Origin of the sequence: Streptomyces sp. NPDC001351 (genome assembly GCF_042896045.1) — a bacterium.
Lineage (GTDB): Bacteria > Actinomycetota > Actinomycetes > Streptomycetales > Streptomycetaceae > Streptomyces.
In genome coordinates this window covers 205,522-230,319 of sequence record NZ_JBIAWS010000006.1, presented here as the reverse complement: position 1 = coordinate 230,319, position 24,798 = coordinate 205,522, and the positions used below count along the sequence as shown (strand labels likewise).

Below are 24,798 nucleotides of genomic sequence, written 5' to 3'. Positions count from 1 at the left end.
CGGGTCTTCCGGGGGGTGTCGGGCGCCGGGCGGCACCCGCGGGGGCCGTCCCGGCCCGCGCATCGGCGCATACTCGCGACGCGCGGTGTGTCAGGGACCGGTCGCCGTCACCGGCGAGGGCATCTCGGCGAAGGCGCTGTGGGAGGCCTGGAACGGCAGAAGGCCCGCGGGCGCGGGTCTTCCGGGGGGCAGGCGCAGGGTGGCACCCGCGGGGGCCGTCCCGGCCCGCGCATCGGCGCATACGCGCGACGCGCGGTGTGTCAGGGACCGGTCGCCGTCACCGGCGAGGGCGCCTCGGCGAAGGCGCTGCGGGGGGGCGTGAGACGGCAGAAGGCCCGCGGGGTGCGGGCCTTCTGGCCGAGCGTCAGGCGCCCGGCGGCACCCGTGAGGGTCGTCCCGAACCGCGCGTCAGCGCATACCCGCCGACGCCCGCCAGGGCGGCCAGCACGCCGCCGATCGCGGTCCATACCCACCGGTCCGACCACCAGCCGGACGCCCAGCCGTCCTCGGGCTCGATGCTCGACAGCACGGCGGACTTCGACGAACCCCCGTTGCTCTCCTCGGACTTGGAGGCCACCGCGATCCCCGGTACCAGCGGCTTCGCCAGCGAGCCGTCCACGGCCGCCGAGCCGCCGATGTCCTTGGAGCCGACCCGGACCGAGGCGCGGATCGGCTGGCCGAGATCGGCCGTCGCCAGGTTCACCACGGTCAGCCGTATGTAGTACGTCCCCGGCAGCGGGTCATCGGCCCACGGCTCCGACCAGGCGCGCACGGTACGCAGGACGCAGGCCAGGTCGACCGAGGGCGCGCCCTGGGCGGCGGTGCGCGTCTGCGCGCCGTACTGGCAGGCCTGGCGGCGCCGCAGTCCGTCGTAGACGTCGATCTGCCAGGTCTGCGCGGCATGCGAGTCCGGCAGCTTCACCGTCGCCTCGACGGTGGGACGCTGACCGGCGTCCGCGGGGAACGACCAGTACAGATAGTCGCCCGTGGAGCCGACCGCCGTGGCCTGCTGCCCCTGCTCGAACTCCGCCGCCGTACGGAAGGACGTACCGGCCGAGGTCGGCGCCGAGCTGCCCTCGGAGGTGCTGGGCGACGGCGAGGAGTCGGCCGCCGCGGGAGCGGCCGCCAGGCCCAGCGTCAGCAGGGCCGCGCTCAACACACGTGTGATCCGCATCAGTTGGTCCTCCAGACCGCGACCCGCCAGCGTGACAGCCAGCCCCAGATCAGACCGGCCAGGAAGCCGACCAGCACCAGTACGCCGAGCAGCCACCAGCCGCGGCCGAGGCCGAAGGAGGCCACGTCGCTCGAGTGGGTCGGGCCGTCGACCACGTCCACGGTCAGCTCCAGCGGCAGACCGGGCGTGGTCTTCACGCCGGAGGCCGCCGAGAAGGAGTTGGTGACCTGAAGGCAGACCGTCTCCGGGGCGGGCTTGTCGCTGTCGTCGTCCCGTTCGGGCCTGGGGTAGCGCAGGCCGGTGGAGATGACGTCCGTACGACCGTTGCCCGCGGCCTCCCCACGCACGATCTCGCGGCCGTGCACGGTGACGGCCCGCAGCAGAGCCCCGTAGTCCGGACCGACGGCCCGGTCGGCCGCCACGCTCACCGAGGCGCGCAGCTCCTGGCCCGCCATGACCTCCACGCGGTACCAGCGCTGCTGCCCGAACTCCTCGCGGTCCGTGTAGAGACCGGACTTCAGGGTCGGCGCGTCCGTGCACTGCGCGGCGCCCTCGGTGGCGACCGGAGTCACCACGGGGTTTGCCGCCCGGTCCACCAACTGGTTGACCTTGTCGGTGAGTTCGTCGGTGTGCTCGACCGAGGTGTACGTGCCGCCGGTCGCCTCGGCGATACAGCTGAGCTGCTTGTTCAGCTTGGTGTCGGGGACCAGGCCGAGGGTGTCGATGGTCATGCCGATGCCCTTGGCGGCGATCTCGCGGGCCACCTCGCACGGGTCGAGCGGGGCGCAGGTGTCCTCGCCGTCGGTGATCAGCACGATCCGCTTGGAGCCGTCGCCGGCCTGCAGATCGTCGGCTGCCTTGAGGAGGGCCGGGCCGATCGGGGTCCAGCCGGTGGGCGAGAGGGTCGCGACCGCCGTCTTCGCCTCGGTGCGGTTCAGCGTGCTGACCGGGTAGAGCTGCGCGGTGTCCTTGCAGCCCGTCTTCCGGTCGTTGCCCGGGTAGTTGGCGCCGAGTGTGCGGATGCCGAGCTGGACCTCCTCGGGCGTCGCGTCGAGGACCTCGTTGAACGCCTGCTTCGCGGCGGCCATCCGAGTCCCGCCGTCGATGTCCCGGGTCCGCATGGAACCGCTGACGTCGAGGACGAGATCGACCTTCGCGGTGGCCTCGCCCGTGGGTTCGCCGGCGCTCGCCGCGGCCGGGAAGGTCATCCCGGCCGCCAGGGCGGCGAGCAGGGCGCACACCCCTGCCGCCAACCGTTGTCTTCTGATCATCGGCGGATCTTATTGATCAGATGTGCCGCGCTCCAAAACGAGCGTCAGCGGGCCTGCGGGCGCAGGGGATTGGGCAGCTCGGCCCACTGGTCACCAGGCGTTCCCGGCGACATCCGCATCAGCGTCAGCGCCTTCGCGGGCAGCGGCTCTTCGACCAGCGCGGCCAGGTCGGGGGTGCGCGGCAGATCCCGTACGGCCGTCTCCAGCGCCGTCCCGAGCGCCTGCGCCGAACCCGCCGTACCGGCGAGGGCGCCCGCCACCAGCGATCCGAACAGCTTGCGCCGCAGCGTCCTCACGTCGTCCGTGACGAGCCGTCCGGACAGCTCCGGGACCGGGACGCCGTGCCGGGCCAGCCGCGCCGGGCTGACGCGGATGTCGGCGAGGTCGCGGTAGACCAGCCGCAGCGGGGCACCCGTCGCCGAGAGGACGACCAGCAGGTTCTGGCCATGCGCCTCAAGGGCCACACCCAGCTCCAGCAGGCGCAGGCCGACGGTGAGGGTGAGGCGGGTGAAGTCGGCGAGCCAGGCGGGGGATTCGGGCAGCGCGGTGGTGGTGAGCGCGGCCACCGGCACGACCCGCTCACCGCGAGCCGTCGAGGCGTACGTCTGCGGCGACTCCCGCACCACGGCGGCGAGGTCCGCGGACTCGGCCGTGGCCGCACCCCAGGTGCGCGTGACGTGCAGGAGCCCGTCGGCGCGCGCCGCCAGTGACTCCGCGAACGCGGACAACGTCGCCGACAGCGCGATCGAGTAGCGCGAGATGTCCCGCACCGAGGACGTCAGCCGGGCGCTCAGCGCGGTCTTGATGTGCGGCCCGCCGGGCACCGCGAGCGTGCGCAGGGACATCAGCGGGTGCGCGGTGAGCTGCTCGTCGCAGGTCCGCTTCAGCACATGCGCCGCCTGCCACGGGTGCACCGGCAGCAACAGCCGTTCCCCGTCCCGCATGTCGTCCGGCCACACGCCCGTCACCAGGCACTCCTCGGCCCGGACCGGCAGCATCCCCAGCTCGACCCGCGGCCGGTGCTCGGGCCCGTAGGCCAGTTGCTCGGCCACCGAGAAACCGGGCCGGGAACGGCAGCCCGGATGGAAGGGATGCCCGTCCACCACCCGCTGCTCCCACTCCCAGTCCTGCGCGGGCCACTCGTCCGTGTGGCGCTCCTGATCGGCCCGGGACAGCGCCAACGAGGCCACGCTGTGCCCGAGTTCGGCCGCGAAGTCGACGCAGTGCGGCACCGCGAGGTCGGTCATCAGCCGCGCCGGATGGTCGTACGCCACGCTGTCGAGGTGCACGGCGGTGACGTAGGCGGCGGTGGCGTACGGATCCGCGGCCGGCCCGCGCAGCCGGCGCCCGTCGCGAAGGCGCAGGGTGAGGCCCTCCCGGTCCGGGTCCCGGGCGGTGATCCACGGCACCGGCTCATGGGCGAGCGCCCGCCACAGCCGGGTCAGCACGGCCGCCCGGGCACCCGGCAGCTCGGCCGCGTACCGTGACAGAAGCGCGGGGCGTACGGCGGCCAGCTCGTCGGCGACCTCGGCCTCCGCGGGGTGGGGACGGTGCACGGGCGGGCTCCTCGGGTACGAGTAGGGCGTCACGAACCGGGGTGACGGCATACATACTGATCGTCTCCGCCCGAACGGACCTCAGGGAACGAGTGGATCGCGTGGATCTCATCACGCCGCACACCGGTGACGACCTCGCCGGCCGCGCCGACGCGTACGCGGCCGCACCGCTCCTCAACTGTCTGCTGCGCGAGGTGGCCGAGCCGGTCGGGCGGGACGGCGAGTGCTTCACCTACCGGCTGCCCGGTGTCGACCGGCTGCTGCGCGTCCGCGGCGAACGGCGGCCCACCGACCCCGAGGTGTATGCGGCGGGCCACTGGCACCACGTCGGGCACACCGAACTCGCCAAGCTCGTTTCCGAGGAGCTGCGCCGCCACACGGGCCTGTCCAACCACGAACTCCCCGCCGAGATGATCGACAGCCGGGACGCCGTGGCCGCACTGCTGGCCGCCCGTGCCAGGGTGACGGCACCCGAGGAGCTCTACCAGCGCTCCGAGCAGTCCCTGATCACCGGCCATCCCTACCACCCGGCCCCCAAGGCACGCGGCGGCGGCCCGGTCGCGGGCTGGCTGCCGTACGCCCCCGAGGCCCACGCCCGTTTCCCGCTGGTGCTGCTCGGCGTGCGCGAGGACCTGGTCGTCGAGGAGGGCGACACCTCGGCGCTGGACGCCCTCGGCGAGGCCCCGCCCGGCTACCGGCTGCTGCCCGCCCACCCCTGGCAGCTCGACCTCGTGGACCTCGCGCCCGCCTTCGCCGACGGCCGCCTGATCCGGCTGGGCACGACCGCCTTCGAGACCTGGCCCACGGCCGCGATCCGCACCCTCTACGCCCCCGGGCACGACCTCTTCCTGAAGTTCAGCCTCGACGTCCGCATCACCAACGACATCCGCCGGCTGTGGCGTCACGACCTGCTGAAACTCCGCCGCACGGATGAGGCGGCGGCCGCCGCCTTCGCCGCCATGGACGGCCCGGCGGCCTGGCTCAGCGACCGCGGCTACCGCACCGCCGGTTTCGCCTTCGAGGAACTCGCCGTCCTGGTCCGCGACGGACTGCGTGACCATCTGCTGCCCGGCGCGACCCCGCTGCTCGCCGCGGGCCTGACGGAGGGCTTCGCGGGCAGCCCGCTCGACGGGGCCGGCGACCCGGAGGCCTGGTGGGAGGCGTATCTGAGGGCCGTCGTGCCCCCGGCGCTGACAGCCTTCGCCGATCACGGCGTCGTACTCGAGGCACATCTGCAGAACACGCTGGTCGCCGTCGACCCGGACGGCACCCCGGTGCAGGCGCTGTTCCGGGACGCCGAGGGCGTGAAGCTGCTGCCGGAGGTGTCACGCGCGGCCGGCTGGGAACGGCTGGTGTACTGCCTGGTCGTCAACCACCTCACGGAGGTCGCCGCCGCCCTGGCCGAGCGCCGGCCCGGCCTCGACCCCTGGCCCGCCGCCCGCCGCGAACTCGCCCGCCACGACCTTCCCGAGACGGCCGCCCTCCTCACCTCCCCGACCCTCCCCGGCAAGACGAACCTCCTCCTGCGCTGGACGGGCGCGGACGGCGCGGACGCCCGCTATCTGCCGCTGCCGAATCCGCTGGCCGGGTGAGGGCCGGCCTACATACCCTGGCGGGTGTGCTGCGCGAAGTGACTGCTGTTCGATACGTGACCCCGTTGCGGTCCGGCGGCTCCGTCCCCGGAGTCGTCGAGGCCGACGACCTGGGCACCTACGTGGTCAAGTTCACCGGCTCCGCGCAGGGCCGCAAGGCGCTGGTCGCCGAGGTGATCGTCGGCGAGCTGGCCCGCGCGCTCGGGCTGCGCTTCCCCGAACTGGTGCTGGTGCACTTCGACCCCGCGATCGCCGACGGCGAGCCCCACCAGGAGGTGCGGGAACTCCACAGCGCCAGCGCGGGGATCAACCTCGGCATGGACTACCTGCCGGGCGCGCGGGACTTCACCCCGGAGCTTGCGAAGTCGTTCCCGGTCGACGCGCTGGAGGCGGGCCGGATCGTCTGGCTCGACGCGCTGACCGTGAACGTGGACCGCACGGTCCACAGCTCGAACCTGATGGTCTGGCCGACGCTCGGGATCGTGCCACCGCGGCTGTGGCTGATCGACCACGGGGCGGCCCTCGTCTTCCACCACCGCTGGGACAGTTCGGACCCCGCCAAGGCGTACGACTTCCGGCATCACGCCCTCGGCCACTACGCCCCCGACGTGCGGGCGGCCGACGCGGAGCTGGCGCCGAAGGTGACGCGGGAGCTGCTGCGGGACATCGCCGCGGAGGTCCCCGACGCCTGGCTGGCCGGCGAGGAGGGCTTCGCGACCCCGGACGACATCCGGGCCGCGTACGTGGACTACCTCCACGCGCGCGTGCAGGCCTCCGCGGACTGGCTCCCCACCGACTTCCCCACCCGGGAGGAACTCGCCGCCGAGGAGGCCCTGCGGACGGCGCGTACACAGCAAGGCCGCCCGAACTGGCTGAAGCGGGTCCCCGACCTGCACGGCCAACCGGCGGCGGAACAGGATTGGTCGGTGCACCTCGGATGAACCCCGTCGGACCGGTAGTACAGATCGAGTACTGCACCCAGTGCCGCTGGCTGCCCCGTGCGGCCTGGCTGGCACAGGAGCTGCTCACCACCTTCGAGGCGGAGCTGACCGAGCTGTCGCTCAAACCCGGAACCGGCGGTGTCTTCGTCGTCCGGGTCGACGACGAGGTGGTCTGGGACCGCCGCGAACAGGGCTTCCCCGAGCCGACGGCCGTGAAGCAGGCCGTACGCGACCGAGTGGCCCCGGGAAGGTCCCTGGGCCACTCGGACAAGGTCTCGCAGGAGTAGGTCAGCCCTTGAGCTGCTCGTACGCGGGCAGCGTGAGGAAGTCCGCGTAGTTCTCGTCGAGGGAGACCTGCAGCAGCAGGTCGTGGGCCTGCTGCCAGTGGCCGGCCGCGAAGGCCTCCTCGCCGAGCTCTGCACGGATGTTGGACACTTCCTCCGCGGCGACCTTGCGGGCCAGCTCCGGGGTGGCCTTCTCACCGTTCTCGAACTCGACGCCCGCGTTGATCCACTGCCAGATCTGCGAGCGGGAGATCTCGGCGGTGGCCGCGTCCTCCATGAGGTTGAAGATGGCGACCGCGCCGAGCCCGCGCAGCCAGGCCTCGATGTAACGGATGCCGACCTGTACGGCGTTGACCAGGCCGTTGTACGTCGGCTTCGCGTCGAGGGAGTCGACGGCGATCAGGTCGGCTGCCTCGACGTGGACGTCCTCACGCAGCCGGTCCTTCTGGTTCGGCTTGTCGCCGAGCACCCTGTCGAAGGACTCCATGGCGATCGGCACCAGGTCCGGGTGGGCGACCCAGGAGCCGTCGAAGCCGTCGTTCGCCTCGCGGTCCTTGTCGGCGCGGACCTTCTCGAAGGCCACCTTGTTGACCTCGGCGTCCCGGCGCGAGGGGATGAACGCCGCCATGCCGCCGATCGCGTGCGCCCCGCGCTTGTGGCAGGTGCGGACGAGGAGTTCGGTGTACGCCCGCATGAACGGCGCGGTCATCGTCACCGCGTTGCGGTCCGGCAGGACGAACTTGGCGCCGCCGTCACGGAAGTTCTTCACGATGGAGAACAGATAGTCCCAGCGGCCCGCGTTCAACCCGGAGGCGTGGTCGCGGAGTTCGTAGAGGATCTCCTCCATCTCGTACGCCGCCGTGATCGTCTCGATCAGGACGGTGGCACGGATGGTGCCCTGCGGGATGCCGACGTAGTCCTGCGCGAAGACGAACACGTCGTTCCACAGACGGGCTTCGAGGTGCGACTCGGTCTTCGGGAGGTAGAAGTACGGGCCCTTGCCGAGGTCGAGCAGCCGCTGGGCGTTGTGGAAGAAGTACAGCCCGAAGTCGACGAAGGCGCCCGGCACCTGGGTGCCGTCCGCGTCCACCAGGTGCCGCTCGTTCAGGTGCCAGCCGCGCGGGCGCATGACGACCGTCGCCAGCTCCTCGTTCGGGCGCAGGGCGTACGACTTGCCGCTCGCCGGGTCGGTGAAGTCGATGGTGCGGGTGTAGGCGTCGGCCAGGTTGACCTGACCGAGGACCACGTTCTCCCAGGTCGGCGCGGAGGCGTCCTCGAAGTCCGCGAGCCAGACCCTGGCGCCCGAGTTGAGGGCGTTGATGGTCATCTTGCGGTCGGTGGGGCCGGTGATCTCCACCCGGCGGTCGTTCAGGGCGGCGGGGGAGGGGGCCACCTTCCAGGAGTCGTCCGCGCGGATCGCGGCCGTCTCCGGCAGGAAGTCGAGCGTGGAGGTGCGGGCGATCTCGGCGCGGCGCTCCGCGCGGCGGGCGAGGAGTTCGTCACGCCGGGGCGTGAACCGCCGGTGCAGCTCGGCCACGAAGGCCAGGGCCGCCTCCGTGAGGACCTCCTCCTGCCGCGGCAGCGGCTCGGCGTCGACGATGGCCAGCGGGGACGGCGCTGGTGCGGACATGAGCTGTCACTTCCTTCAGCGGTGGCACCGGGTGCCAGTCGAACCGGGTACGGCGAGCGGCGCCCCTGGAGCGGTAGGGCGCTTCTGAACAGTGGATACTAGTTTCCTCATTGTGGAAGTTCAATGGTTTGTTGATATCGAGATTCTCCGGGTCGAGGGAAGGTGGCGCTCGGTGCCACCCCGGTCACTCAAGGTTCAAGCTTCACTCAAGGTGGACCAGATCGGCTTCCGTGTCGATGTCGTACGGTCGCGCCACGTCCCCGCACTCGACGAGCGTGATCGCCGGCTCGTGCGCTTTGAGGTAGGCGCGCGCCCCGCGGTCCCCGGTCGCCGTCTCGGCGATGTCCGCCCAATGTGCCCTGCCGAAGAGGACGGGATGGCCGCGTACGCCGTCGTAGGCGGCCGAGACGAGCGAGGTCTCGTCCCGGTACGCGGCCAGCACCCGCCCTGCCGCCTCCGGGCCGATCCCGGGCTGGTCGACGAGTGAGACGAGGGCGGCCCGGACTCCGGTCCCGGCGAGCGAGTCCAGCCCGGCCCGCAGTGAGGTGCCCATGCCCTGTTCCCACTCCGGGTTCTCCACCAGCACGCACCCCTCCAGCTCCGCCTGCTCCCGTACGGCGTCGGCCCGCGCCCCCAGGACCACGTGGACGCGGGTGCAGCCGGCCGCGTGCAGGACGCCGGCCGCGTGCTCGACCAGCGGCCGTCCACGGTGCTGAAGCAGCGCCTTGGGCCGCCCGCCGAGCCGCCGGCCGCCCCCTGCGGCGAGGAGCAGCCCGGCCACCTGCTGTTCGTTCTCCGTCATGCGTCCTGCATACCTGACGGCAGGATGAGTGCCCGGTTTCCGGGGGCTGAATTTCGGTCCGCGCAGTGGCGCACGGGGCATCGGGTGGCGTTTACTGACCCGCGTCCCCCGGCGCCCGACCACCGCCACGGGGCTGCACTGCGGAAGCACGAAGAAACTGCGCACGAGGGCGTGCGAGGGGGAGAGCTGTGTTGCGGAGCTTGGGGCAGAGGCCAGTGACCGGCAGCGACGAGGACCTGAGAGTGGCGGAACTGCGGACCGCGGTGTCCCGGCTGCGCCGTGAACTCGCCGCGCACCCCGCCGAGTTCCCCGACCGCGGCATAGCCGAGGACGAACTCGCCGCCCTCGCCGCGATGACGATCGACGGCTCCCCCGAGATCCCCCGGCTGCGCCGGTCGCTGCTGCTGATCGCCGGCGCGATCGGGTCCGTGAGCGCGCTGGCCAGGGGCTTGTCGGAGGTACGCAACGCGGTGGACCTGTTCGGGGAACCGCCACGCCGCTGAGCCGCAGGGGAGGGGCTGCTCAGATCTGGGCCGCGGGCCCCGAGCTCGCGAGCGCCTCCGACAGCTCGACCGCCACCTGCTGCAGCACCGGCACGATCTTGTCCGTCGCCGCCTCCGTGACCCGGCCTGCGGGGCCCGAGATCGAAATGGCGGCGGCGGTGGGGGAGTTGGGCACGGAGACGGCGAGGCAGCGCACCCCCATCTCCTGCTCGTTGTCGTCGACCGCGTAGCCGTCCCGGCGCACGTCCTCCAGGGCGGCCAAGAAGCCCTCAGGCGTGGTGATCGTCCTGTCCGTCGCGGCGGGCATGCCGGTGCGGGAGAGCAGGGCGCGCACCTCGTCGTCCGGGGTGTTCGCGAGCAGCGCCTTGCCGACGCCCGTGGAGTGCGGGAGCACCCGGCGGCCCACCTCGGTGAACATGCGCATCGAGTGCTTGGACGGCACCTGGGCCACGTAGACGATCTCGTCGCCGTCGAGCAGCGCCATGTTCGCCGTCTCGCCGGTCTCCTCCACCAGGCGGGCCAGATAGGGGCGCGCCCAGGTGCCGAGCAGCCGGGCGGCGGACTCGCCGAGACGGATCAGACGCGGGCCGAGCGCATACCGGCGGTTGGCCTGCTGGCGGACGTATCCGCAGGCCACGAGCGTGCGCATCAGCCGGTGAATGGTGGGCAGCGGCAGTCCGCTGCTCGCGGAGAGCTCGCTCAGCCCGACCTCGCCGCCCGCGTCCGCCATCCGTTCCAGCAGATCGAAGGCGCGCTCGAGGGACTGGACGCCACCGCCGTTGGACTTGGCGGCGTCGGTGGTGCTGGCGCTGGACGTCGGCACGGCGCGTTCCTTTCGGGACTGGCGGAAGGGCAGCAGCCTACCCGCCGGTCGGTTGACTCCCCGCTTGTGCATAGCTACGTTCTGCTTGCTGGAATTCTAATTCCGCTTTGTGGAAACGTCCAGAGTGGGCGCAGGGAGTGCACTGTGGAGAAGTGTGCCCTTGACGGCGCGGAAGCGGGAGTGAAGACTCCTTCAACAGAAAGTTGAATTCCGTTACGTGGAAGTAAAACGCGTGGAAGTACATCGCGGCGGCTGAGAGGGGTCCGGGTGTCCGACACAGAACTGGTGCTGCGCTCGACACGCGTCATCACACCCGAGGGGACACGTCCCGCCACGGTCACGGTGGCCGGCGCCAGGATCACCGCAGTGCTCCCGTACGACGCCGCCGTACCGGCGGACGCCCGCCTGGAGGACTTCGGCGACGACGTCCTGCTGCCCGGCCTGGTCGACACGCACGTGCACGTCAACGACCCGGGCCGCACCGAGTGGGAGGGCTTCTGGACCGCCACCCGCGCGGCGGCGGCAGGCGGCATCACCACCCTCGTCGACATGCCGCTCAACTCCCTCCCGCCGACCACGACGGTCGACAACCTCCGTACGAAGCAGGCGGTCGCCGCCGACAAGGCGCACATCGACGTCGGCTTCTGGGGCGGCGCCCTGCCCGACAACGTCAAGGACCTGCGGCCGCTGCACGAGTTGGGCGTCTTCGGCTTCAAGGCGTTCCTGTCGCCGTCCGGGGTGGACGAGTTCCCGCATCTCGACCACGACCAGCTCGCCCAGTCCCTGGCCGAGATCGCCTCCTTCGGCGGACTGCTGATCGTGCACGCCGAGGACCCCCACCACCTGGACGCCGCCCCGCAGCACGGCGGCCCCAAGTACGCCGACTTCCTCGCCTCCCGCCCCCGCGACGCCGAGGACACGGCGATCGCCCAGCTCATCGCCCAGGCGAAACGCCTGAACGCGCGCGTGCACGTCCTGCACCTGTCCTCGAGCGACGCCCTCCCGCTGATCGCCGAGGCGAAGGCCGAGGGCGTACGCATCACGGTCGAGACCTGCCCCCACTATCTGACGTTGACGGCCGAGGAAGTCCCGGACGGCGCCAGCGAGTTCAAGTGCTGCCCGCCCATCCGCGAGGCCGCCAACCAGGACCTGCTCTGGCAGGCGCTGGCGGACGGCACCATCGACTGCGTGGTCACCGACCACTCCCCGTCCACGGCCGACCTCAAGACGGACGACTTCGCGACCGCCTGGGGCGGCATCTCCGGCCTCCAGCTGAGCCTGGCCGCGGTGTGGACCGAGGCGCGCAGGCGCGGACACGGACTGGAGGACGTGGTCCGCTGGATGTCCTCGCGCACGGCGGAACTGGTGGGCCTGGACACCCGCAAGGGCGCCATCGAGGCGGGCCGCGACGCCGACTTCGCGGTCCTCGCACCCGACGAGACCTTCACCGTGGATCCGGCGGCCCTCCAGCACCGCAACCGCGTGACGGCGTACGCGGGCAAGACCCTGTACGGCGTCGTGAAGTCGACCTGGCTGCGCGGTGAACGCATCGTCGCGGACGGCGAGTTCACCGAGCCGAAGGGGCGGCTGCTCACCCGCGACCACTGAGACCCTCCCGCACCCGCAGCGGCCGACCCCGAAAGGACGATCTGATCACCGTGACGGCGCAGCATCAATCCCGTTTGGCGAGTTTCACCGGCGACGCGAACCCGTACGGAGGCGGTGACCCCTACGCCGACTACCGCACCGCCGACTTCCCCTTCACCCAGTACGCCAACCTCGCCGACCGGCGCCTCGGGGCCGGCGTGATCGCCGCCAACGACGAGTTCTTCGCCCAGCGCGAGAACCTGCTGGTGCCCGAGCGGGCCGAGTTCGACCCCGAGCACTTCGGGCACAAGGGCAAGATCATGGACGGCTGGGAGACGCGCCGCCGCCGTGGCGCCTCGGCCGACCACCCGTGGCCCACCGCCGAGGACCACGACTGGGCGCTGGTCCGGCTGGGAGCGCCGGGTGTCGTACGGGGGATCGTGGTCGACACGGCACACTTCCGCGGCAACTACCCGCAGGCGGTGTCGGTCGAGGCCACATCGGTCCCCGGTTCCCCCTCCCCGGAGGAGCTCCTGGGTGACGGCGTGAAGTGGACGACCCTCGTCCCGCGCACTCCGGTAGGCGGCCACGCGGCCAACGGCTTCGCCGTCTCGGTCGAGCAGCGCTTCACCCATCTGCGGGTCAACCAGCACCCCGACGGGGGCATCGCGCGCCTGCGGGTGTACGGCGAGGTCGTCCCGGACCCGGAGTGGCTGGCCACCCTGGGCACCTTCGACGTCGTCGCCCTGGAGAACGGCGGGCAGGCCGAGGACGCCTCCAACCTCTTCTACTCCCCGGCCACGAACACCATCCAGCCGGGCCGCTCCCGCAAGATGGACGACGGCTGGGAGACTCGCCGCCGCCGCGACCAGGGCAACGACTGGATCCGCTACCGGCTGGCGGCCCAGTCCCAGATCCGTGCGATCGAGATCGACACGGCGTATCTGAAGGGGAACAGCGCGGGCTGGGCCTCCGTGTCGGTGAGGGACGGCGAGGACGGCGACTGGCGCGAGATCCTGCCGCGCACCCGCCTGCAGCCCGACACCAACCACCGCTTCGTCCTGCCGGCCCCGGCGGTCGGCACCCACGCGCGCGTGGACATCTTCCCGGACGGCGGCATCTCACGGCTGCGGCTGTACGGCTCGCTGACGCAGGCGGGTGCGTCCGCGCTGGCAGCCCGGCACCAGGAACTGGGCGGCTGAGGCAGGGGCGTCCCCTGGGGGCTCCGCCCCGAGACCCCCGCTGAATCCAGCCCCTCCGGCGTTTGAGGAGCGGGGGTCCGGGGGCTGGTCCCCGGTACGGGGCGGGTGGGGGCGGCGGGGGCGAAAACCTTCGGCAGCGTCACGCCGCGAACCCGCCGTCCACCGCGAACTCCGCCCCGGTGACGTACTCCGCCCCCGCCAGATACGCGACCGTCGAAGCCACTTCGTCCGCCGTCCCGAACCGCCCCACCGCTGTCATCGCCGCCTGCCCGGCCGCAGACGGCCCGTCCGCCGGGTTCATATCCGTATCGATGGGCCCGGGATGCACGATGTTCGCCGCGATCCCGCGCCCGCCCAACTCCCGGGCCAGGGCCTTGGTCAGTCCGACCAGTGCCGCCTTGCTCGTGGCGTACAGCGTCCCACCCGCCCCCGGCACCCGCTGAGTCATACACGTCCCGATCGTGATGATCCGCCCCCCGGAGGACATCCGCGCGGCCGCCGCCTGCGAGGTCAGAAACACGCCCCGGACGTTCACCGCCAGGACCCGGTCGACATCGACGAGCGCCAGACCGTCCAGCGGTCCCAGCACGCCCACGCCCGCGTTGTTCACGAGCACGTCCAGACCACCCAGTGCCTCCGCGGTGCGCGCCACCGCCCCCACCGCGTCCTCTGCGTCCGCGGAATCCGCCCGCAGGGCGACCGCCCGCCGCCCGAGCCCCTCGATCCGCCGTACGACGTCCGCGGCCGCCTCCTCGCCGTTCACATACGTCACGGCCACGTCCGCGCCGTCCCGGGCGAGCCGCAGCGCCGTCGCAGCACCGATGCCGCGGCTGCCGCCGGTGACCAGGGCCACCTTGCCGTCGAGAGTTCCGTAAGTCGTTGTCATGGGTCCACCCCAGCGCCGACCGCGCCACGGTGCCGGCGGCGAACGGACACCGAGATCGAGTGACCGGATGGAGTGACCGGATCAAGTGGCCGGAACTCTTTCCGCCACCCTCGACGTTCCCCCCACGTGACACTTCAGCAAGAGATCGTCGGCAACGCCATGCAGATGGCGGTCGTCAACCTGAGCCCCGGCCAGACCGTCTACTGCGAGGCGGGGAAGTTCCTCTTCAAGACGACGAACGTGACCATGGAGACCCGCCTCTCCGGTCCGTCGAACGGCGGCGGACCGTCCCAGGGCGCCGGAGGCGGCGGCATGGGCGGCATGCTGCGCCAGGCCATGGGCACGGCCATGCAGGTCGGCCAGCGCATGCTCGCGGGCGAGTCGATGGCCTTCCAGTACTTCAGCGCACAGGACGGCGAGGGCACCGTCGGCTTCGCGGGCGTGCTCCCGGGCGAGATGCGCGCCCTGGAACTCGACGGCACACGCGCGTGGTTCGCCGAGAAGGACGCCTTCGTGGCCGCCGAGTCCACCGTCGACTTCGGCATCGCCTTCCAGGGCGGCCGCACCGGCATGAGCGGCGGCGAGGGCTTCATCCTGGAGAAGTTCACGGGGTACGGCACGGTGATCATCGCGGGCGCCGGCAACTTCATCGACCTGAACCCGGCCGACTTCGGCGGCCGCATCGAGGTCGACACCGGCTGCGTCGTCGCCTTCGAGGAGGGCATCCAGTACGGCGTCCAGCGCGTCGGCGGCCTCAACCGCCAGGGCATCATGAACGCCGTGTTCGGTGGCGAGGGCCTGTCCCTGGCGACCCTGGAGGGCAACGGCCGGGTGATCCTGCAGTCCCTCACCATCGAGAGCCTGGCGAACGCCCTGAAGAAGGCCCAGGGCGGCGACAAGCAGGGCCCGACGGGCGGCCTGTTCTCCACGAACGCCGGGTGAGGTGCCGCACCCCCGGCCGAGCGGTCACGACCGACCGATGAGTTGCGGGCGCCGGTGGGGTCTGAGGTGATGACAACAGACCCCACACCAGGAAGCAGGCACCCGCCATGGGCAAGCTCGTCTCCACGATCTTCGTCACCCTCGACGGCGTCTACCAGGCACCGGGCGGCCCCCAGGAGGACACCCGGGGCGGCTTCGAGCACGGCGGCTGGAGTTTCGTCTACGGCGACGAGGACTTCGGCCGGTTCGTCGGCGAGGTCTTCGAGCGCCCCGCCGCGTTCCTCCTCGGCCGCCGCACGTACGACATCTTCGCGGCGTACTGGCCGAAGGTGACCAACCCCGCCAACCGCATCGCCGCCCAGCTGAACGCCCTGCCGAAGTACGTCGCCTCGTCCACCCTCAGCGACCCCGCCTGGTCCGGCACGACGGTGATCAGCGGCGACCTCGCCAAGGAGGTCACCGCCCTCAAGGAGCGCACCGACGGCGAGCTCCAGGTGCACGGCAGCGGGGCCCTCGTCCAGTCCCTGCTGGACCTCGGCCTCGTCGACACCGTCCACCTGGTGACGTTCCCGGTGGTGCTCGGCACCGGCCTGCGTCTCTTCAAGGAGGGGGCGGTACCGACCAAGTTCCGCCACACGGGCGGCCGTACCACCCCCGCAGGGGTCTCCATCCAGTCGTACGACGTGGCCGGCCGGCCCGACTACGGCTCGTACGAACTCCCCGAAAACGCCTAGCCGAAGATCAGCGCCCGCGGCGCCGACGGCACTCCGTAGGCCGCCGCGGCCGGCGTCACGCTCGGCGGGGAAGGGCTCGGGGCCCTCGGACTGGCGGGCGGTGCGCTGGTGCCTGTGGGGACCTCGTGGGGGCGCAGGGCCGCAGGTTAACGCGCGGAAAACTCATCGGACGTGACGGGAAATTCTCCCGACTTGACATTGACATGTCACTGTCTACGCGCGTCATCATGTGGGCATGACAACCCCCACACGCACCACTCGCATCGGTGCCGCAGCCGTTCTGCTGTCCGCCCTCCTCGTGGGCGGCGCCGTCACCGCCACCACCGCGGACGCCGCGGCCGACTCCGTCGGCAGCATCTGCTACAACTCCCTGCCCTCCCAGGCGCACGACACCCTCGACCTGATCGATCAGGGCGGGCCGTACCCGTACTCGCAGGACGGCACGGTCTTCTCCAACCGAGAAGGCGTCCTGCCCAGCGAGCCGTCCGGGTACTACCACGAGTACACGGTCATCACCCCGGGCTCCTCCACGCGCGGTGCGCGCCGCATCGTGACCGGTGAGCAGACCCAGGAGGACTACTACACCTCGGACCACTACGCCACGTTCAACCTGATCGACTTCGGCTGCTGAGCGACTTCCCCCGCTCGGTCACTCCGAGGGACCGGTGTGCCGGAAGTCCGGTCGGCGCTCATCCGGACTTCCGGCTCTCCGCGGCGGCGAACAGCGCGCACGCCAGCACCACCAGGGCGATGCTCGCGTAGACCCCGTAGCCGTCGAGGAAGCCGAGCCGTTGCACGAGGCCCACATGCCAGTGGGTGAACTCGTGCACCAGGCCCAGCACACCCTGCACCAGGGCGATGAATCCGAGTACCTCCAGCAACTGCTTCATGCTGCGACCCTCGCCCCGCGGACCCCCCCACAGACATCGGCCGCGGGGCGAGTCGAGCCCGGCGGAAGTCCACCCTCCGGCGCCGCCGTGCGCCGAAAGTCTCCAGTGGTGCGACTTTGGTCGGGGATCCTCCGCATGGAGGGGTGACGGCACCCCTCCATGCGTAGATTTGTCGACCGTGAGGGATGACAGGCCGACACCGGCCGCAGGGCTCATCGGCCGCAGATGGCTGTTCCCGTCGGCCGTACTGCACGAGATCGACCCCGACGCCGGGCGGTCCGGACGGCCCCGGCGCACCGTGCGGGACTGGGTCGTCGACTTCACGTGCTTCCTGCTCGCCGTAGCCATCGGTCTTGCCGCCGCGGACACCCTGCACCACGACACGCACACCCCGCACGCCTTGGCCGTCGTCGACCAGCTGCTGGGTGCGCTGTCCTGCGCCGCGGTGTGGGCGCGCCGCCGCTGGCCGCTCGGGCTCGCCGTCGCGATGATCCCCGTCGGCCTCCTGTCGAACACGGCGGGCGGCGCCGGCATGGTCGCCGTCTTCACCCTCGCCGTGCACCGGCCCTTCCGGTACATCGCCTGGATCGGTGGCATCTCGCTCGCGCTGATCCCGCCGTTCTTCTGGCTGCGCCCGGACCCCGACCTGCAGTACGCGGGGGCGGTCGCGTTCGCCGAGCTGCTCACCCTCACCGTCATCGGCTGGGGCATGTTCGTCCGGTCCAAGCGCCAGCTCATGGTGAGCCTGCGCGACCGCGCCCGGCGGGCCGAGACGGAGGCGCAGCTGCGCGCCGAGCAGGCGCAGCGGCTGGCCCGCGAGGCCATCGCCCGCGAGATGCACGACGTCCTCGCACACCGGCTGACGCTGCTGAGCGTGCACGCGGGCGCCCTGGAGTTCCGGCCCGACGCACCCCGGGAGGAGGTCGCGCGGGCGGCCGGCGTCATCCGTGAGAGCGCGCACGAGGCCCTCCAGGACCTGCGGGAGATCATCGGCGTTCTGCGCGCGGGCGAGCCCGACGACGCGGGCCGCCCGCAGCCGACGCTCGCCGCGCTGGACGGGCTGGTCGCCGAGTGCCGCGAGGCCGACATGAAGGTCACCCTCGCCAGCCGCGTCACCGACCCCGCCGCCGTCCCGTCCTCCGTCGGCCGCACCGCGTACCGCATCGCCCAGGAGGCCCTGACCAACGCCCGTAAGCACGCCCCCGGCACCGAGGTCACCGTCTCCGTCACGGGCGCTCCGGGCGAGGGCCTCGTCGTGGACGTACGCAATCCCGCCCCGGAGGGGGAGGTCCCCGCCGTGCCCGGCTCCGGGCAGGGGCTGATCGGGCTGACGGAACGGGCCACCCTGACCGGCGGCCGACTCCGGCACGGCCCGGAGCCGGACGGCGGGTTCCGGGTCCGGGCCTGGCTGCCCTGGGGATGACGCGACCCGGGCGCGGCGGCCCCGCCCACCGTGATTACGTAAGGCCCATGACTGCGATCAGACTGCTCCTCGTCGACGACGACCCCCTGGTGCGGGCCGGGCTGTCCCTGATGATGGGCGGCGCCGAGGACATCGAGATCGTCGGCGAGGCCGCCGACGGGGCCGAGGTCGAGGAACTCGTCGACCGCACCCGCCCGGACGTGGTCCTCATGGACATCCGGATGCCGTCGGTGGACGGTCTCACGGCCACCGAGCGGCTGCGGGAGCGCAAGGACGCCCCGCAGGTCGTGGTCCTCACCACCTTCCACGCCGACGAACAGGTGCTGCGCGCCCTGCGCGCGGGTGCCGCAGGGTTCGTTCTGAAGGACACCCCGCCCGCCGAGATCGTCGAGGCCGTGCGCCGGGTCGCGGTCGGCGATCCCGTGCTGTCCCCCACGGTCACACGGCAGTTGATGGAGCACGCCGTGGGCTCCGGAGTCGACACCCGGCGCACGCACGCGCGCGTGCGCGTCGACGCCCTCAACGACCGCGAACGCGAGGTCGCCGTCGCGGTCGGCCGCGGTCTGTCCAACGCGGAGATCGCCGCGACGCTCTTCATGAGCGTCGCCACCGTGAAGACCCATGTCTCCCGCATCCTGGCCAAGCTGGACCTCAACAACCGTGTGCAGATCGCCCTGTTGGCGTACGACGCGGGCCTTCTGGAGGAATCGGAGGGGAACGGGCACTGAGCCCTCCGCGGGATGTGCCGGTCGATCGTCTGCGGCCTCGGCGTGGCCCCTCGCGCAGGAGCTGTCCGGTGGACGGGCACTGATGCCGCCCGCCGTGCGTTGTCGATGCACCGGGGGAATTCCGGGCGGGGGACGGGGCGGGACGGGGAGAGCATGGCGGACTTGATCGACCTGGGGGAGTTCGGCGACGGGTTCCGCGAGGACCCGCATCCCGTGTACGCGCGACTGCGCGAGCGCGGGCCGGTGCACCGGGTGCGGCTACCCCCGCCCGACCAGCACCACGTGACCTGGCTCGTCGTCGGCCACGAGGAGGCCCGCACGGCGCTCGCCGACCCGCGGCTGGCCAAGGGCAGCAGCAGGATCGGCATGGTGTTCCTCGACGAGGAGCTGATCGGGAAGCATCTGCTGGCTTGCGACCCGCCCCAGCACACGCGCCTGCGTGGCCTGGTCTCGCGGGCCTTCACCATGCGCCGGGTGGAGGAACTGCGGCCCAGGATCCAGGAGATCACCGACGAACTGCTCGACGCGATGCTGCCGCACGGCCGCGCCGACCTCGTGGACTCCTTGGCGTATCCGCTGCCGATCACCGTCATCTGCGAGCTGCTCGGCGTACCGGAGCTGGACCGCGGCGAGTTCCGCAAGATGTCGTCGGAGGCGGTCGCGCCGACCGACGCGGACCTCGAACACAACGCGTTCACGCGGCTCGCCGAATACCTCACCGAGCTGATCGAGGACAAGCGGTGCGGCGGTCCGGGCGGCGACCTGCTGAGCGACCTGATCCGCACCACCGCCGAGGACGGCGACCGGCTCTCCCCGGGCGAGCTGCGCGGCATGGCCTTCATCCTGCTCATCGCCGGGCACGAGACGACGGTCAACCTGATCGGCAACGCCGTCCACGGCCTGCTCACCCACCCCGACCAACTCGCCGCCCTGCGGGCCGACTCGAGCCTCGTCGACGGCGTGGTCGAGGAAACCCTGCGCTACGAGGGACCGGTGGAGAACGCCACGTTCCGGTTCGCCGCCGAACCGCTGCAGATCGGCGTCACCCACGTAGAGAAGGGCGACTTCGTGATGGTCGGCCTCACCGCCGCCGACCGCGACGGACTGCGCTATCCCGCCCCGGACCGCTTCGACATCCGCCGCGACACCCGCGGCCACCTGGCCTTCGGCCACGGCATCCACTACTGCCTCGGCGCCCCCTTGGCCCGCCTCGAAGCCCGCACGGCGATCCGCACCCTCCTGGAGCGAGCCCCCGGCCTGGCCCTCGACGGGCCACCCGGCGACTGGCTCCCGGGCATGCTGATGCGCGGGGTGCGCAGCCTGCCGGTGCGCTGGTAGAACACCGTGATCCGGACGTTCCCAGGGGGCATGCGTGCTGCGCACCGCGGAGATCACCACCGAGCTGACCGGACCGCTCGGCGGCGACAACTTCCACCATCTGCGCTGGAGTTCCAAGATCGAGTTCAGCGTGGACTGCTTCATCTGCGAGCGGACCGGCCGCACCACGGTCTACGAGCGCGGCGCCGAGCGGGCGCTGTGCTCGGGCAGCCGCAGCGGTTTCCGCAGCCACTACACCGCGGGCCGGATCGCCGCGTACGACACGACCTCCGGTTCCGAGCGGCTCGCCCTGCGGGCCCTGGTGGACTTCTGGTGGGCCCCCTTCGAGGACGCGAGGACAGCAGACGGGGCCTGGCGCCCACCAGCCACCCCTGGGTGCGGCTGAACCTGCGCTATCACTGCCCGAGGACCGAGGAGTCGGGCACGCACAGCATCCAGACCAATCTGGTCCGGCCGTACGAGCTGAGATGCGCCCACTGCGAGTCCCTCATGGCGACGGACGCCGCGGCCCCCGCGATACGGCTGCTCACCTGATCGCCGACTCCACCCTCCCCGGAACCTCCGCAGGGACACCGCTCTGCGCTCTCGTCGTGAGACCTCGCGGGCCTCGGTGATCCGCTGCTCAGGGGTTTTGCCGGCTGCCCCGGCCCAGTCCTCGACGTCCCGCCCGGCGCTCGGCTCCTCGGCATGCCGATGCGCGGGGTGCGCCGGTAGCCGGCCACCGGCCAGGGCGGCTCACCGGAAGGCGGACTCGGCCCGGCCCGGGATCTCCGCGAGCGCGACCTGTCTGCGCTCCCGTCGTGAGACCTCGCAGGCCTCGGCGATCCGCAGCGCCTGCAGGGCCTCGCGGCCGTCGCAGGGGTTGGGCCGCCGGCCGAGGACGACCTCGACGAACGCGGCCAGCTCGGCCTCGTAGGCAGGGCCGAACCGCTCCAGGAAGCCGGACCACGGCTTGTCCGCGGCCGGCGGCCCGGTCGGCTCCGTGGACGCGATCGGCGTACGGTCGTCCAGGCCGACGACGATCTGGTCCAGCTCCCCGGCCAGCTCCATGCGGACGTCGTAGCCGGCGCCGTTCAGCCGCGTCGCCGTGGCCGTGGCGAGGGTGCCGTCGTCGAGCGTGAGCAGCGCGGCCCCCGTGTCCACGTCACCCGCCTCCCGGAACATCGGCGGCCCCGCGTCGGACCCGGCCGCGTACACCTCGACGACCTCGTGCCCCGTCACCCAGCGCAGCGCGTCGAAGTCGTGGATCAGCGCGTCCCGGTACAGCCCGCCGGACAGCCGCAGCCACCCGGGCGCGGGAGGAACCTGGTCGGACGTCACCGCCCGTACGGTGTGCAGCCGCCCGAGCCGGCCCGCGAGCACCGCGTCGCGCGCGCCCGTGTATCCCGCGTCGAAGCGGCGCTGGAAACCCATCTGCAGAATCGTCCCCGCCGCCTCGACCTCGCCGATGGCGTGCAGGGTGCCGGGCAGATCCAGCGCTATGGGCTTCTCGCAGAACACCGGGAGCCCCGAGCGTGCTGCCCGACCGATCAGTTCGGCGTGGGCCGACGTCGCCGTCGTGATCACCACGGCGTCCACGCCCCACTTGAAGATCTCGTCCACCCCCGGCGCCGCCGTCTCCCCGAGGCGGAGCGCGAGCTCCTGGGCCCGCGCCGGATCCACATCCGTGAGGATCAGGGACCCCACCTCGCGGTTGCGGCTGAGCGTGTTCGCATGGATGGTGCCGATGCGGCCCGTACCGATGACCCCGATGCGCATGAAAACAAAGTGAGGGTTCAGTGCGTACGCTGTCAATGCATATGTCCGGACAATCGAACTACACAACTTCCCGTCAACAACTCGTGGAGCTACGCTCGGCCCGTGCCGAAACCAGAAGTGGACCCGACCGCGTCGCTCCAGCTCAGTGTGGACCGGAGCTCTCCGGTGCCGTTGTACTTCCAGCTGTCCCAGCAGCTCGAAGCGGCGATCGAGCACGGGGCGCTGACCCCCGGCAGCCTGCTGGGCAACGAGATCGAGCTGGCCGCACGGCTCGGCCTGTCCCGGCCCACCGTCCGCCAGGCCATCCAGTCGCTCGTCGAGAAGGGCCTCCTGGTGCGCCGCCGCGGCGTGGGCACGCAGGTCGTGCACAGTCAGGTCAAGCGCCCTCTGGAGCTGTCCAGCCTCTATGACGACCTGGAGGCGGCCGGCCAGCGTCCCGCCACCAGGGTGCTCGTCAACACGGTCGTACCCGCCACCGCCGAGGTGGCGGCGGCCCTCAACGTGGCCGAGGACAGCGAGGTCCACCGCGTGGAGCGCCTGCGTCTGGCCCACGGTGAGCCGATGGCGTACCTGTGCAACTTCATCCCGCCGGGCCTGCTCGACCTGAACACCGCACAGCTGGAGGCCACCGGCCTGTACCGCATGATGCGCGCCGCCGGGATCACCCTGCACAGCGCCCGCCAGACGATCGGCGCCCGCGGCGCCACGTCCGCCGAGGCCGACCGCCTCGCCGAAACCGAGGGTGCCCCCCTGCTCACCATGCAGCGCGTCACCTTCGACGACACGGGCCGCGCGGTCGAGTACGGCACGCACACATACCGCCCGACGCGCTACTCCTTCGAGTTCCAGCTGCTCGTACGGTCCTGAGAATCCGCGAGGGCGGAACTCGGTTCGTCGCAATGTCAGGACAAACCCGCACCCGGCACGCCTCGCACACCCGGCTGTGCTCCCCCGCACAGCACCCTTACCCGTGGTGAGGCAGAATCGGGCCTTGATGAGCACCTACGGCAACTTCACCGCCCCCATAGGTTCCCGCCGTGCCCCCGCCCTGAGAACGGTAGGCACCCGGGAGCGCCGCTCCCACCTGACCGCACCCCGTGTGCCAACGGTGGGCATCGACATCGGCGGCACAAAAGTGATGGCGGGCGTCGTCGACGCCGACGGCAACATCCTGGAGAAGCTCCGCGCGGAGACCCCGGACAAGTCCAAGAGCCCCCAGGTCGTCGAGGACACCATCGTCGAACTGGTCCTGGACCTCTCCGACCGGCACGACGTGCACGCGGTGGGCATCGGCGCGGCCGGCTGGGTCGACGCAGACCGCAACCGCGTGCTGTTCGCCCCCCACCTGTCCTGGCGCAACGAGCCCCTGCGCGACCGCCTGGCCGGCCGCCTCGCCGTCCCCGTCCTGGTCGACAACGACGCCAACGCCGCCGCCTGGGCCGAATGGCGCTTCGGCGCCGGACGTGACGAGGACCACCTCGTCATGATCACTCTCGGCACCGGCATCGGCGGCGCGATCCTGGAGGACGGCCAGGTCAAGCGCGGCAAGTACGGCGTCGCGGGTGAGTTCGGCCATATGCAGGTCGTGCCGGGCGGTCACCGTTGCCCGTGCGGCAACCGCGGCTGCTGGGAGCAGTACAGCTCCGGCAACGCGCTGGTCCGCGAGGCCAAGGAGCTGGCCGCCGCCGACTCCCCGGTGGCGTACGGGATCATCGAGCACGTCAAGGGCAACATCGCCGACATCACCGGCCCGATGATCACCGAGTTGGCCCGTGAGGGCGACGCGATGTGCATCGAGCTGCTGCAGGACATCGGGCAGTGGCTCGGCGTCGGCATCGCGAACCTGGCGGCCGCCCTGGACCCGTCCTGTTTCGTGATCGGCGGGGGCGTCTCGGCCGCCGACGACCTGCTGATCGGGCCCGCCCGGGACGCCTTCAAGCGTCAGCTCACCGGCCGCGGCTACCGCCCCGAGGCCCGTATCGCGCGTGCCCAGCTCGGCCCCGAGGCCGGCATGGTCGGCGCCGCCGACCTCGCCCGCCTGGTCGCCCGCCGCTTCCGTCGCGCCAATCGACGCCGGGTCGAGCGGCACGAGCGCTACGGACGGTACCTGGAGACCCGCCGCTCCACCCGGGACACCGCATGACCGCCTCGCTGCCGCGTCAGGCCCTGCCCCCGGACGAGTCGCCCCGGCCGGCCGAGGACCGCCGGCACAAGATCCGCCGCAGGGCGCTCACCCTGCTCATCATCGTGTTGCTCATCGGTGTACCGGCCGGCTATCTGGTGATCTCCGCCAACCAGAGCCGCGACAGCGGCAAGGACAAGGAGGCCAAGTACGCGGCGACCGGTCTGACCAAGGGCTGGCCGTCGAAGGTGCAGCGCCGTCTCTATCAGGTGCCGATGCCGCACCCGTCGGGCAAGGTCGCCAGCTACGAGACGAACAACTGGAAGACCAGCCGTCTCTACGTCCAGTTCCAGACCCCCCTGCGCAACCTCGACGTCTTCCTCCACGACATGGGCGTCACCCGCGCCGATCTGAAGCGGGGCGACATCACCATCAGCGCGCGCGACCAGAAGATCACCGGCTGGGACTTCACCAGCCCGGGCCCCTGGTACGGCCTGGTCCACGAGCAGAAGGCACCCAAGCCCACCCAGTACGTGATGATGAGCCTGGGGAACAGGCACAACCCGTTCTTCTACGTCGTCTCCCGTACGGTTCCGTGATGCGGCGGGCTCC

The 24,798-nt window shown here is 71.7% G+C and carries 26 protein-coding genes; 17 read left to right on the top strand and 9 right to left on the bottom strand.

Annotation, left to right across the window (positions count from 1 at the left end):
- Positions 1-364: 364 nt before the first annotated feature.
- From ACFY1U_RS23370 to ACFY1U_RS23360, 3 genes are read right to left on the bottom strand one after another with little or no spacing between them, the layout of a single operon-like run.
- Entirely contained in the window at positions 365-1,174 is an 810-nt protein-coding gene (locus tag ACFY1U_RS23370; protein WP_390696052.1) for a hypothetical protein, read from the bottom strand.
- Entirely contained in the window at positions 1,174-2,445 is a 1,272-nt protein-coding gene (locus ACFY1U_RS23365; protein WP_390696051.1) for a VWA domain-containing protein, read from the bottom strand. The genes ACFY1U_RS23370 and ACFY1U_RS23365 overlap by 1 nt, the downstream gene beginning before the upstream one ends.
- A gap of 44 nt (positions 2,446-2,489) precedes the next feature.
- Positions 2,490-4,001: an IucA/IucC family protein gene (locus tag ACFY1U_RS23360; protein ID WP_390696050.1), complete on the bottom strand. Its 1,512-nt coding sequence runs from the start codon at positions 3,999-4,001 to the stop codon at positions 2,490-2,492.
- Between the two features lie 92 nt (positions 4,002-4,093).
- Here ACFY1U_RS23360 and ACFY1U_RS23355 point away from each other — a divergent pair, with 92 nt between their 5' ends.
- The 3 genes from ACFY1U_RS23355 to ACFY1U_RS23345 are packed head-to-tail and all read left to right on the top strand — an operon-like array spanning position 4,094 to position 6,821.
- Positions 4,094-5,593, top strand: coding sequence for an IucA/IucC family protein (locus tag ACFY1U_RS23355; RefSeq protein ID WP_390696414.1), 1,500 nt, complete (start codon positions 4,094-4,096; stop codon positions 5,591-5,593).
- Positions 5,594-5,619: 26 nt separating this feature from the next.
- Positions 5,620-6,534 (top strand): HipA family kinase, encoded by a 915-nt coding sequence (locus ACFY1U_RS23350; protein WP_390696049.1) that lies wholly within the window; start codon positions 5,620-5,622, stop codon positions 6,532-6,534.
- Positions 6,531-6,821: a SelT/SelW/SelH family protein gene (locus ACFY1U_RS23345; RefSeq protein WP_390696048.1), complete on the top strand. Its 291-nt coding sequence runs from the start codon at positions 6,531-6,533 to the stop codon at positions 6,819-6,821. The genes ACFY1U_RS23350 and ACFY1U_RS23345 overlap by 4 nt, the downstream gene beginning before the upstream one ends.
- 1 nt (position 6,822) lies before the next feature.
- On the opposite strand, the gene aceB is transcribed toward ACFY1U_RS23345, so the two are convergent.
- The gene (gene aceB, locus ACFY1U_RS23340; protein WP_390696047.1) at positions 6,823-8,448 is read right to left on the bottom strand and encodes a malate synthase A; all 1,626 of its coding nucleotides are present in this window, start codon (positions 8,446-8,448) and stop codon (positions 6,823-6,825) included.
- A gap of 202 nt (positions 8,449-8,650) precedes the next feature.
- The gene (locus ACFY1U_RS23335; RefSeq protein WP_390696046.1) at positions 8,651-9,250 is read right to left on the bottom strand and encodes an NTP transferase domain-containing protein; all 600 of its coding nucleotides are present in this window, start codon (positions 9,248-9,250) and stop codon (positions 8,651-8,653) included.
- A gap of 215 nt (positions 9,251-9,465) precedes the next feature.
- Here ACFY1U_RS23335 and ACFY1U_RS23330 point away from each other — a divergent pair, with 215 nt between their 5' ends.
- The gene (locus ACFY1U_RS23330) at positions 9,466-9,753 is read left to right on the top strand and encodes a DUF5955 family protein (protein ID WP_390696045.1); all 288 of its coding nucleotides are present in this window, start codon (positions 9,466-9,468) and stop codon (positions 9,751-9,753) included.
- 19 nt (positions 9,754-9,772) lie between these two features.
- Here ACFY1U_RS23330 and ACFY1U_RS23325 read toward each other — a convergent pair whose 3' ends face one another.
- Positions 9,773-10,576 (bottom strand): IclR family transcriptional regulator, encoded by an 804-nt coding sequence (locus ACFY1U_RS23325; RefSeq protein WP_390696044.1) that lies wholly within the window; start codon positions 10,574-10,576, stop codon positions 9,773-9,775.
- Positions 10,577-10,843: 267 nt separating this feature from the next.
- Between ACFY1U_RS23325 and allB the strand changes: the two genes are divergently transcribed.
- Both allB and alc read left to right on the top strand, forming a co-directional pair.
- Entirely contained in the window at positions 10,844-12,184 is a 1,341-nt protein-coding gene (allB, locus tag ACFY1U_RS23320; RefSeq protein WP_390696043.1) for an allantoinase AllB, read from the top strand.
- A 50-nt stretch (positions 12,185-12,234) separates the two neighbouring features.
- Positions 12,235-13,365: an allantoicase gene (alc, locus tag ACFY1U_RS23315; RefSeq protein ID WP_390696042.1), complete on the top strand. Its 1,131-nt coding sequence runs from the start codon at positions 12,235-12,237 to the stop codon at positions 13,363-13,365.
- A 139-nt stretch (positions 13,366-13,504) separates the two neighbouring features.
- Here alc and ACFY1U_RS23310 read toward each other — a convergent pair whose 3' ends face one another.
- The gene (locus ACFY1U_RS23310; protein WP_390696041.1) at positions 13,505-14,251 is read right to left on the bottom strand and encodes an SDR family oxidoreductase; all 747 of its coding nucleotides are present in this window, start codon (positions 14,249-14,251) and stop codon (positions 13,505-13,507) included.
- A 126-nt stretch (positions 14,252-14,377) separates the two neighbouring features.
- Between ACFY1U_RS23310 and ACFY1U_RS23305 the strand changes: the two genes are divergently transcribed.
- The 3 genes from ACFY1U_RS23305 (at position 14,378) to ACFY1U_RS23295 (ending at position 16,558) form a co-directional block, all read left to right on the top strand.
- Positions 14,378-15,193 (top strand): AIM24 family protein, encoded by an 816-nt coding sequence (locus tag ACFY1U_RS23305; RefSeq protein ID WP_390696040.1) that lies wholly within the window; start codon positions 14,378-14,380, stop codon positions 15,191-15,193.
- Positions 15,194-15,300: 107 nt separating this feature from the next.
- Positions 15,301-15,927 (top strand): dihydrofolate reductase family protein, encoded by a 627-nt coding sequence (locus ACFY1U_RS23300; RefSeq protein ID WP_390696039.1) that lies wholly within the window; start codon positions 15,301-15,303, stop codon positions 15,925-15,927.
- A 235-nt stretch (positions 15,928-16,162) separates the two neighbouring features.
- A complete protein-coding gene (locus tag ACFY1U_RS23295) occupies positions 16,163-16,558 on the top strand; it encodes a ribonuclease domain-containing protein (RefSeq protein WP_390696038.1) in 396 nt (131 codons plus the stop codon).
- A gap of 58 nt (positions 16,559-16,616) precedes the next feature.
- Here ACFY1U_RS23295 and ACFY1U_RS23290 read toward each other — a convergent pair whose 3' ends face one another.
- Positions 16,617-16,817 (bottom strand): hypothetical protein, encoded by a 201-nt coding sequence (locus ACFY1U_RS23290; RefSeq protein ID WP_390696037.1) that lies wholly within the window; start codon positions 16,815-16,817, stop codon positions 16,617-16,619.
- 169 nt (positions 16,818-16,986) lie between these two features.
- Here ACFY1U_RS23290 and ACFY1U_RS23285 point away from each other — a divergent pair, with 169 nt between their 5' ends.
- The 5 genes from ACFY1U_RS23285 to ACFY1U_RS23265 all read left to right on the top strand — a co-directional run bounded on the left by ACFY1U_RS23285 (position 16,987) and on the right by ACFY1U_RS23265 (position 20,840).
- Complete coding sequence (locus ACFY1U_RS23285; protein WP_390696036.1) at positions 16,987-18,240, top strand: sensor histidine kinase; 1,254 nt, start codon at positions 16,987-16,989, stop codon at positions 18,238-18,240.
- Positions 18,241-18,287: 47 nt separating this feature from the next.
- Complete coding sequence (locus tag ACFY1U_RS23280; RefSeq protein WP_390696035.1) at positions 18,288-18,968, top strand: response regulator; 681 nt, start codon at positions 18,288-18,290, stop codon at positions 18,966-18,968.
- 153 nt (positions 18,969-19,121) lie between these two features.
- The gene (locus ACFY1U_RS23275) at positions 19,122-20,306 is read left to right on the top strand and encodes a cytochrome P450 (protein ID WP_390696034.1); all 1,185 of its coding nucleotides are present in this window, start codon (positions 19,122-19,124) and stop codon (positions 20,304-20,306) included.
- A gap of 34 nt (positions 20,307-20,340) precedes the next feature.
- Positions 20,341-20,691 (top strand): hypothetical protein, encoded by a 351-nt coding sequence (locus ACFY1U_RS23270; RefSeq protein ID WP_390696033.1) that lies wholly within the window; start codon positions 20,341-20,343, stop codon positions 20,689-20,691.
- Positions 20,682-20,840: a hypothetical protein gene (locus ACFY1U_RS23265; RefSeq protein WP_390696032.1), complete on the top strand. Its 159-nt coding sequence runs from the start codon at positions 20,682-20,684 to the stop codon at positions 20,838-20,840. Before ACFY1U_RS23270 ends, ACFY1U_RS23265 begins: the two co-directional genes overlap by 10 nt.
- A 201-nt stretch (positions 20,841-21,041) precedes the next feature.
- Here the strand turns inward: ACFY1U_RS23265 and ACFY1U_RS23260 are convergent, their stop codons facing one another.
- The gene (locus tag ACFY1U_RS23260; RefSeq protein WP_390696031.1) at positions 21,042-22,064 is read right to left on the bottom strand and encodes a Gfo/Idh/MocA family oxidoreductase; all 1,023 of its coding nucleotides are present in this window, start codon (positions 22,062-22,064) and stop codon (positions 21,042-21,044) included.
- Between the two features lie 117 nt (positions 22,065-22,181).
- On the opposite strand from ACFY1U_RS23260, the gene ACFY1U_RS23255 reads away from it, so the two are divergent.
- From ACFY1U_RS23255 to ACFY1U_RS23245, 3 genes are all read left to right on the top strand, one after another.
- The gene (locus ACFY1U_RS23255; protein WP_390696413.1) at positions 22,182-22,931 is read left to right on the top strand and encodes a GntR family transcriptional regulator; all 750 of its coding nucleotides are present in this window, start codon (positions 22,182-22,184) and stop codon (positions 22,929-22,931) included.
- 127 nt (positions 22,932-23,058) lie between these two features.
- Complete coding sequence (locus ACFY1U_RS23250) at positions 23,059-24,207, top strand: ROK family glucokinase (RefSeq protein WP_390696411.1); 1,149 nt, start codon at positions 23,059-23,061, stop codon at positions 24,205-24,207.
- Positions 24,204-24,785, top strand: a complete 582-nt coding sequence (locus tag ACFY1U_RS23245) for a sugar kinase (protein WP_390696030.1) — start codon at positions 24,204-24,206, stop codon at positions 24,783-24,785. The genes ACFY1U_RS23250 and ACFY1U_RS23245 overlap by 4 nt, the downstream gene beginning before the upstream one ends.
- Positions 24,786-24,798: the final 13 nt, after the last annotated feature.